The organism is Mesorhizobium sp. LSJC269B00 (assembly GCF_000502815.1).
In the GTDB taxonomy this organism is placed as follows: domain Bacteria; phylum Pseudomonadota; class Alphaproteobacteria; order Rhizobiales; family Rhizobiaceae; genus Mesorhizobium.
On the sequence record NZ_AYVN01000001.1, the window covers coordinates 956,491 to 964,504 of the forward strand.

At 62.4% G+C, this 8,014-nt stretch carries 7 protein-coding genes and 1 tRNA gene; 4 read left to right on the forward strand and 4 right to left on the reverse strand.

Features of this window, described 5'->3' with window-relative positions:
• Positions 1-112 precede the first annotated feature (112 nt).
• Both X771_RS160285 and X771_RS160280 read left to right on the forward strand, forming a co-directional pair.
• Complete coding sequence (locus tag X771_RS160285; RefSeq protein WP_023686738.1) at positions 113-1,408, forward strand: murein L,D-transpeptidase family protein; 1,296 nt, start codon at positions 113-115, stop codon at positions 1,406-1,408.
• 60 nt (positions 1,409-1,468) lie between these two features.
• Positions 1,469-1,717 (forward strand): sulfurtransferase TusA family protein, encoded by a 249-nt coding sequence (locus tag X771_RS160280; RefSeq protein ID WP_027050749.1) that lies wholly within the window; start codon positions 1,469-1,471, stop codon positions 1,715-1,717.
• Between the two features lie 12 nt (positions 1,718-1,729).
• Here X771_RS160280 and X771_RS160275 read toward each other — a convergent pair whose 3' ends face one another.
• A complete protein-coding gene (locus tag X771_RS160275; RefSeq protein WP_023686739.1) occupies positions 1,730-2,833 on the reverse strand; it encodes a GTP-binding protein in 1,104 nt (367 codons plus the stop codon).
• Between the two features lie 3 nt (positions 2,834-2,836).
• Positions 2,837-4,015: a D-alanyl-D-alanine carboxypeptidase family protein gene (locus X771_RS160270; RefSeq protein WP_023686740.1), complete on the reverse strand. Its 1,179-nt coding sequence runs from the start codon at positions 4,013-4,015 to the stop codon at positions 2,837-2,839.
• Between the two features lie 233 nt (positions 4,016-4,248).
• On the opposite strand from X771_RS160270, the gene X771_RS160265 reads away from it, so the two are divergent.
• Together X771_RS160265 and X771_RS160260 are read left to right on the forward strand one after the other, a co-directional pair.
• Positions 4,249-5,412 carry a M20 aminoacylase family protein gene (locus X771_RS160265; protein ID WP_023685374.1) on the forward strand — a complete coding sequence of 388 codons (1,164 nt, stop codon included), beginning with the start codon at positions 4,249-4,251 and terminating at the stop codon, positions 5,410-5,412.
• 106 nt (positions 5,413-5,518) lie between these two features.
• A tRNA-Arg gene (locus X771_RS160260) sits at positions 5,519-5,595 on the forward strand.
• A gap of 278 nt (positions 5,596-5,873) precedes the next feature.
• Here X771_RS160260 and X771_RS160255 read toward each other — a convergent pair.
• Positions 5,874-6,281 (reverse strand): TadE/TadG family type IV pilus assembly protein, encoded by a 408-nt coding sequence (locus tag X771_RS160255; protein WP_023686742.1) that lies wholly within the window; start codon positions 6,279-6,281, stop codon positions 5,874-5,876.
• Positions 6,271-6,648: a pilus assembly protein TadE gene (locus X771_RS160250; RefSeq protein WP_084567735.1), complete on the reverse strand. Its 378-nt coding sequence runs from the start codon at positions 6,646-6,648 to the stop codon at positions 6,271-6,273. The genes X771_RS160255 and X771_RS160250 overlap by 11 nt, the downstream gene beginning before the upstream one ends.
• Positions 6,649-8,014: the final 1,366 nt, after the last annotated feature.

Below are 8,014 nucleotides of genomic sequence, written 5' to 3' on the forward strand. Positions count from 1 at the left end.
ATGCTTGCGGTAAGGAATTTTCAAGGTTAACGGGCTTAGGGTCCGTCGGTGTTCAGCATGCAGGCCCGGGCGCTATCCGGCCGTGACGCGAGAAAAAGACATAGCCGTATCCATGTTTACCAAGCTTGCCCGCACTGGACTTCTGATCGCCGCGCTTGGCGTTGCCGGCTGCAACGATTCCTCGATGAAGAATTTTGCGCCGGAAGCCAGCAAGCCGCTGCCGGACAAGATCCTGGCCGACATGAAGGCCAAGGGCATGATCCGCACCTCGTCGGTGATGGCCCGCATCTTCAAGGAAGAAGGCAAGCTCGAAATCTGGAAGGCCAAGACCACCGGCCGCTACGAGATGGTCGCCAGCTACGACATCTGCAAATGGTCGGGCAAGCTCGGCCCAAAATACACCGAGGGCGACCGCCAGGCGCCGGAAGGTTTCTATACGGTCCGCCCGTCGCAGATGAATCCGCGCTCGAACTATCATCTGTCCTTCAACATCGGCTATCCCAACGCCTATGACCGTGCCAATGGCCGCACCGGCGCCAATCTGATGGTGCACGGCGCCTGCTCGTCGTCGGGCTGTTATTCGATGACCGATCCGCAGATCGAGCAGATCTACGCTTTTGGTCGCGATGCCTTCCAGGGCGGCCAGACCGAGTTCCAGATCCAGGCCTTCCCGTTCCGCATGACCGCCGCCAACATGGCGCGCTACCGCAACGACCCGAACTATGAGTTCTGGAAGATGCTGAAGGTCGGTTACGACAATTTCGAGATCACCAAGGTGCCACCGAAGGTCGATGTCTGCGACAAGCGCTATGTCTTCAACCAGGTGGCGCCTGAGGGCACGACATTCGATCCGACCGGCGCCTGCCCGGCGACCACGCAGCCGGATTCGCTGAAGAGCGCACTCAACGCCTATCAAAGCAGCTATGACGCGGCCTTCACCGGCGCGGTCAAAGCCAGCGTGCCGGCGCCCAAGCCGACCATTGCCGGCATCAAGGAAGCCGCCATCGTTTCCGACTGGTCGAAGCGCCGCGCCCGGGGCGAGCGCGTGCCGATCGAACCGCCGTCGCTGAATTCCGACGGCACGCTGACCGAGACGGCGCGCATGGGGCGCATCGATTCGCCCGCCGGCCGCAAGATGGCGGCGCTGGACGCAGAGAAGGAAGCCAAGCGCAAGGCCGAGGAACAGCGGGTTGCTGCCATCGAGGCTGCGAAAGCCGCCAAGGCCCAGGCACTGGCTGAAAAGCAAGCGGCAAAGGCCCAAGCGCTGGCCGAAAAGGAAGCAGCCAAGCAGGCCGCCCAGCAGCCGGTCGCCACTGCGAGCGTCGAGGCGGCGCCTGCAGAACCGCCGGCGGACGAAAGCCGGATGTCGAAGATCAAGAACAAGCTGCTAGGCATGTTCGGCGGCTGAGGTTTTTCGCCTTGCCGATGCATGTCGCCCAAAAGTGCGCAGCGGTTTTGGGACAAAGACATGCATGAAGACAAACAAACAAATCACACCGCGATCTATGACCTCAAGGGCCTGAACTGCCCCCTGCCCGTTCTCAAGGCGAAAAAACGCCTGGCGGCAATGCAGCCGGGCAGCCGGCTTTGGCTGGAGACCACCGACCCGCTGGCGGTCATCGACATCCCCGCCTTTTGCGCCGACGCTGGCCACCAGCTTGTTGAAACATCAGCCGTCAGCGGCGGCCACCGCTTCCTGGTCGAACGCGGCGCATAGCGAGCCTGACAATCAGCCCCCGGCTATCGCCAGCGGATTGCTCTCCAGCGCCGCGCGATCCGGCGTGTCGATTGACGGCCGGTTGGTGAAGGCGGAAAACAGCCGGCGCACATAGTCTTCCGGCATATCGAGCGTGATCAGCACCAGCCTGGTGCCGCGCTGGCCGTCCGGCCAGGCCAGCAGCCGCGCCGGCGGGTGCAGGATCTTCTGCACCCCGTGGACGACAAGCGGCCGCGACGGGTCCTCCGCAAGCTCGATGATGCCCTTCATCCGCAAAAGCTTGTCGCCATGCGCAGAACGCAGCAGGTCGAGGAACATCTCGATCGCCGAAAACGGCACCGGGCCGTCATGGACCAGCGAGTAGGAGCGCACGCGGGAATCGTGGCGGTGGTGGTGCTCATGCTCGCCGTGGTCATGATCATGATGATGGTGGTGCTCATGGGCGGCTTCTTCGCCGAGCCAGCGCCGGACATCGGCGGATTTGGTCGCCGGATTGTAGAGGCCGCAATCGAACAGCGCCGTGACGCCGGTTCGGCCGTCGCCGGCGTCCAGCACCACGGCGCCTGGATTGAGCTGATGGAGTCGCGTTCGCAAAGCATCGACGTCGCCGGGATCGCTGGCCAGATCGACCTTGGTCAGCACGATGCGATCGGCGACCGCCACCTGCTTGACCGCCTCGACATGGCCGTCGAGCGTCGCATTGCCGTTGACCGCGTCGACCAGCGTGATGACGCCATCAAGTCGGAAGGCCTGCACAAGGGCGGGATGCGCCATGATCGACTGCAGCACCGGCGCCGGATCGGCGAGCCCGGTGGTTTCGACAACGACGCGGGCAAGGCGGGCGATACGGCCGGTCTGCAGCCGGTCGACGAGGTCAGCCAGCGTATCGACCAGTTCGCCGCGCACCGTGCAGCACAGACAGCCGTCGGACAACTGGATGATGCCGTCCGAGGCCTGCTCGACCAGCAGGTGGTCGATCGCCACCTCACCGAATTCGTTGATGATGACGGCCGTGTCGACCAGTGCCGGATCTTTGAGCAGCCGGTTGAGCAATGTCGTCTTGCCGGCGCCGAGGAAGCCGGTGACCACCGTGACGGGTATCGGAAAGCCAGCCATCGCCTAGTTCGCGGCTTTGACCAGCTGGTCGCCCTGCACCGCGGTTGCCTGGCCCACCACGGCCGGTTCGGCGCCCTTTGGCGCCGGAATGTCTGGCCGCCAGCTCGGCAGCGGCACATCGGCGTATTCCTGGCCGCCCTGGTCGAGCATCGCCTTCGGCGCCGGCCCGGTGGCGCCGCCGAGGCCCACGGCAACCAGCGTCGGCACGTGGTCGAGCTTTTCCTGATAGGACGATTTCGGCACGTCGGCACCCTTCGCGGCCACCGGCGGAGCCGCCTCGGACTGCTCGTGCGGCGCCTTCTTCCTGCAGATCTCATCATGCATGTCGTTGGGTGACATTGTATCGCCATAGGAAGGCATGGCCGCGACCGTGAGCCAGTTCGGGTCGGGCGTGGCAAAGCCCTGGTCGAGCAGCCTGGCGGCGGTCTCGGCACGGCTGATCGCCGATTTTTCGCCGAGCACGACCGCGACCAGCGTGCGGCCATTGCGTGTCGCCGAGCCGATCATGTTGAAGCCCGAGGGACAGACGAACCCGGTTTTCATGCCGTCGGCGCCGGGATAGCGCCCGATCAAGAGATTGTAGTTGGAGATCGCCTTCTTGCCGACGGCAAGGCCTTCGATCGAGAACCAGGGGGCGTATTGCGGGAATTCCTTGCGGATCGCCATCACCAGCAGGGCAAGATCGCGCGCCGTCGTATACTGCTCCGGCGAAAACAGTCCGTTCGGATTGACGAAATGCGTTCCGGTCATGCCGAGCCGCGCCGCCTCCGCATTCATGCGAACGGCGAATCCGGCCTGCGAGCCGCCTATGTTTTCGCCGATGGCCATGGCGATATCGTTGGCCGATTTGACCAGCATCATCTTCAACGCATTGTCGAGCCGCATCACCGAGCCCGGCTTGAAGCCCATCTTGCTGGGCGGTTCGCCCGCCGAATGCTTGGTCACCTTGATCGGTGAATCGAGCTGGACCTCGCCGGCGGCAATCGCCCGGAAGGTGACATAGGCGGTCATCAGCTTGCTCAGCGAAGCGGGATACCAGCGCTTGAATGCGTCCTGGTGCTGCAGAACCTTGCCGCTGTTGAGGTCGAACAGGATCACCGGATTGGCCAAAGCTGGCCCAGCCAGCATGGGTAGCGCCAAGCCGCCCGTTAGCAGTAATTTGAGGATATGGCTGTGCCGCATCATGGAATCCGAAATCGCCTCTTGCCGTAGTCGCCCCTGGCTCCGTAAGATTTCGTTACGCGATGGCCAGCATGACCTGATCCGGCCCTCAATTTCCGGATCACATTGTCTGGGGTGCTATTTACCCTATGTGACGCCAAGATGGCAAAGTGCCAAGATGGCAACAAGCATGGCAATCACAATTGCAATCAAGCAGGCCAGATCGTCTGCTCCAACAGCGAGATGGAACCATTATGCCGATTCTCAACCGCGCCGCCGAGATGCAGGATGAAGTTGCCGGCTGGCGACGCCATCTGCACCAGACGCCAGAACTGAATTTCGATGTCTTCAAGACCGCCGCCTTCGTCACCGAGAAGCTGAAGGAATTCGGCTGCGACGACGTGGTGACGGGCCTCGGCAAGACCGGCGTCGTCGGCATCATCCATGGCCGCAAGGGGCAAGGCGCGACCATCGGCTTGCGCGCCGACATGGACGCGCTGCCGATCAACGAGATCACCGGCAAGCCCTATGCCTCGACCATTCCTGGCAAAATGCATGCCTGCGGCCATGACGGCCATACGGCGATGCTTTTGGGCGCCGCCAAATATCTGACCGAAACGCGCAATTTCGCCGGTTCGGTCGCGGTTATCTTCCAGCCGGCCGAAGAGGGCGGCGGCGGCGGCAACGAGATGGTCAAGGACGGCATGATGGAGCGTTTCGACATTTCGCGCGTCTTTGGCATGCACAACATGCCGGGCCTGCCGGTGGGCCAGTTCGCCATCCGGCCGGGCCCGATCATGGCGGCGACCGCCGAGTTCACCATCACGGTCAAGGGCCGCGGCGGCCATGCGGCGATGCCGCACGGCACGATCGACCCGATCGTCATCACCAGCCAGCTGGTCGGCGCCCTTCAGACGGTCGCTTCGCGCAGCACCGATCCGGTCGAGGCGGTGGTGGTTTCGGTGACGAAGTTCCACGCCGGCGACGCCTACAACGTCATTCCCGAGACCGCCGAGATTGCCGGCACGGTGCGCACACTGAAGAAAGAGATCGCCAAGAAATCGGAAGAGCGCATCCGCACCATCTGCGAAGGAATAGCCACCGCCTTCGGCGCGACGATCACTGTCGACTATGACGCCAACTATCCCGTGACCTTCAATCATCCGGAAGAAACGGTCTTTGCCGGCGATGTCGCGGCAAATGTCGCCGGCGACACCCAGGTCCACCGCGCCATCCAGCCGGTGATGGGCGGCGAAGACTTCTCCTACATGCTGGAAGCCCGCCCTGGCGCCTTCATCTTCATCGGCAATGGCGAGACCGCCGGCCTCCACCATCCGGCCTACGACTTCAACGACGAAGTCATCCCGCACGGCATGAGCTACTGGGTGAAACTGGCCGAAACGGCGCTCGCAGCCTGACATATGCCGCCGAAAGGCCGGCCGAATTGCCTTCGGCCGGCCTCTTCATTGCCTTCGGCGAGCCTCTTGGCGAAACGATCGGAAGCGGCTATGTGTCGGGCCGCGTGGTCCCGTAGCTCAGTAGGATAGAGCGGCAGATTCCTAATCTGTAGGTCACAGGTTCGATTCCTGTCGGGATCACCAGCAAGATCAAAGGCTTGGTGACTGAGATAGCCTGTCGGCATGTTGCAGCACTGATGGACTGGTTTTCGGTGATTTTCACGGACGCGACCAAGCAAGCAGCCTGACTTTAGTTCCGTAGAAAAAGTCCATCCCTGAGGTCTCACGAGCGAGCTTTAAGCATCTACAGCCGCGAAGAGAATCGACCTCTTGCAAGTACAATTCCAGATCGAGCGATGGTTCCCAGTCGATCCGTTACGGTCTGAGTTCGGCGCCGCCAACTCAACGAAGCCGGCCGTATCCTAGCTGGCAACCAGGGGCACCGTGACGGTCGTGGCGTAATTTATCGGATACTGGTCGAAATACGGGAAAGCGATGACGAAGGCATANGCGGTCAGATGCGCCATCTTGAAGCCGCCGCTGGCAGGGTCGATCGCGATCGTCACAATGACGTTCTGCAGACCCAGGTTCACCAATTTCTGCGTGGCGATGGCCTGGATGTCGCTCTGCGAAAGCGTGTTGTTCAGCTGCAGCGCCCGGGAAGAGGTTTCCAGTGTATAGCGGACGGTCGACACGGCATTCATGGCCCAGCCGAAGGCGAAGATTCCGAACAAAAGCATCACCAGAAAAGGCGCGATCAAGGCGAATTCCAGCCCGGCTGCGCCGGAGCAGTCACGGCGCCACCTGGATCCGATCCTTTCAGCGGACACGGATCACCTCCTGATGGCTGATCGCGCGCGGGTCCGGGAAAACACCGAAGTTGAACGGGGGCACCCAGGTGCCCGTGGCCGTTATCTGGACGAAGACAGTCGGCAGCTTTGTTCCGCCGCAGATGGTGGTCTCATCCACGACCGTGGCGCCGCACAAATAGGAGCGGATCAGCACGACGGCGGCGTCCTCGGGCTTGTCGTTCCAGCTCGAAAGCGCGACCGCCTGCGTTCCCGTGTCATTGGACGCGCCGGCCATTACGAGATTGGCCGCGGTTTTAACGCCCGCGCGCATCTGCAGGTAACTCGTTACGTAGGACCAGCCGTCGGCGATGCCGAGGCAAACGAGGCACAGGATGGGCAGCAACATGGAAAACTCGACGGCAGCTATCCCGGATTTGTCCAGGACAATGCGCAAGGTCCGCCCACCCATCCCGCTACTCGACGAGCTGAACGGATTGCGTCGCCGGAATGTTCTTCATCCCGAGGCTGGTGCAGTCCTGCTTGATGGTCGTACTGCCTGACCACTGGATGGTGTCGGCGACGACCTGAGTGCAGCCACCGTTCCCCGAGAAGTTGCCAAGATAGTTGACCTGCTGCCTGGGAAAATAGATGGCGCCGGTCAAAAGCGAGTCCGCTGTGCCATTGAAGGTGCTCTGTGCCGCAGTCCCGGTCCTGTCGCCGTAGAACAGCACGCCGGAATAGGCTCCGGAGGTAGGCGCGCTCAGCGTCACCTTGGCGTTGCCGTTCATGCTGACAGNAGAACAGCACGCCGGAATAGGCTCCGGAGGTAGGCGCGCTCAGCGTCACCTTGGCGTTGCCGTTCATGCTGACAGTGTTGCTGCCTGCCATGAAGATGGTTACCCCGCTGCCCGCGACGACCGCGTTGGCGTTGACCTTCATACCGCCCTGCACGACGTAGACGCCGGGCTGCAGGGTGACGTTGCCGCTGAGGCTCATGCCGCTACAGTAGGTGCCAGGCTGGAGTGTTTGCGACGTCNCGTTGCCGCTGAGGCTCATGCCGCTACAGTAGGTGCCAGGCTGGAGTGTTTGCGACGTCTTGTTGCCGTTGACAGACTTGCACGGGTTCCCGGCCGTCGGCGCCGCCAGGCTGGAGAAAGGATCGGCTGCCGGCAAGGCCTGGGTGATGTTGGACTTGCAGACCGTGGTCGCCGGATTGTTCAGCACCATGCCGCCGACCGTGATCAGGCAGTCGGCCTTGAGCACCGCCGAGCCCTGCGTCTTTATGGCGTCCGAGGCAATCGAGTCCGANTTGGAGGCGTCATTGATCAGCGCCACCGCCCTTGCCTGTTCGGCAACGGGCGCCTGGTTGAAAATCGCCGTGAAGTAGCGGTCGAGGTTCTGCTTGACGATGACCTCCACTGCCTTCTTCGCGGTGTTCGGGCCGGACAATGGCGGCGTGTTGACCTGGATCGTGCCCGGCGTGGCAAAATTGTTCGAGGTCGCGGACTGCGTGGCGGCGGCGATGATGGTCGGGTTATCGGAACCCGCGACTTTCTCGAGCGCACCGGCATAGGCCGCGGCATCGGCAACGGCCTGCAGCTTAAGGCTGCTGTAATACCAGAAGGATGTCTCCACACCGAGGCCGGCGCCGCCAACCACGACCGGCAAGGTGAAGGCAACGATGACGGCAACGTTACCGTTCGTGGCGCGCCTTAGGCGGCTCAAAGCAAACCAAATCCGGGTGAACAGATCGGAAGAGCGTCGTGTAGGGA

Coding starts and splice junctions, on each gene's coding strand:
- X771_RS160285 (WP_023686738.1), top strand. CDS start 113: ATGTTTACCAAGCTTGCCCGCACTGGACTTCTGATCGCCGCGCTTGGC.
- X771_RS160280 (WP_027050749.1), top strand. CDS start 1,469: ATGCATGAAGACAAACAAACAAATCACACCGCGATCTATGACCTCAAG.
- X771_RS160275 (WP_023686739.1), bottom strand. CDS start 2,833: ATGGCTGGCTTTCCGATACCCGTCACGGTGGTCACCGGCTTCCTCGGC.
- X771_RS160270 (WP_023686740.1), bottom strand. CDS start 4,015: ATGCGGCACAGCCATATCCTCAAATTACTGCTAACGGGCGGCTTGGCG.
- X771_RS160265 (WP_023685374.1), top strand. CDS start 4,249: ATGCCGATTCTCAACCGCGCCGCCGAGATGCAGGATGAAGTTGCCGGC.
- X771_RS160250 (WP_084567735.1), bottom strand. CDS start 6,648: ATGTTGCTGCCCATCCTGTGCCTCGTTTGCCTCGGCATCGCCGACGGC.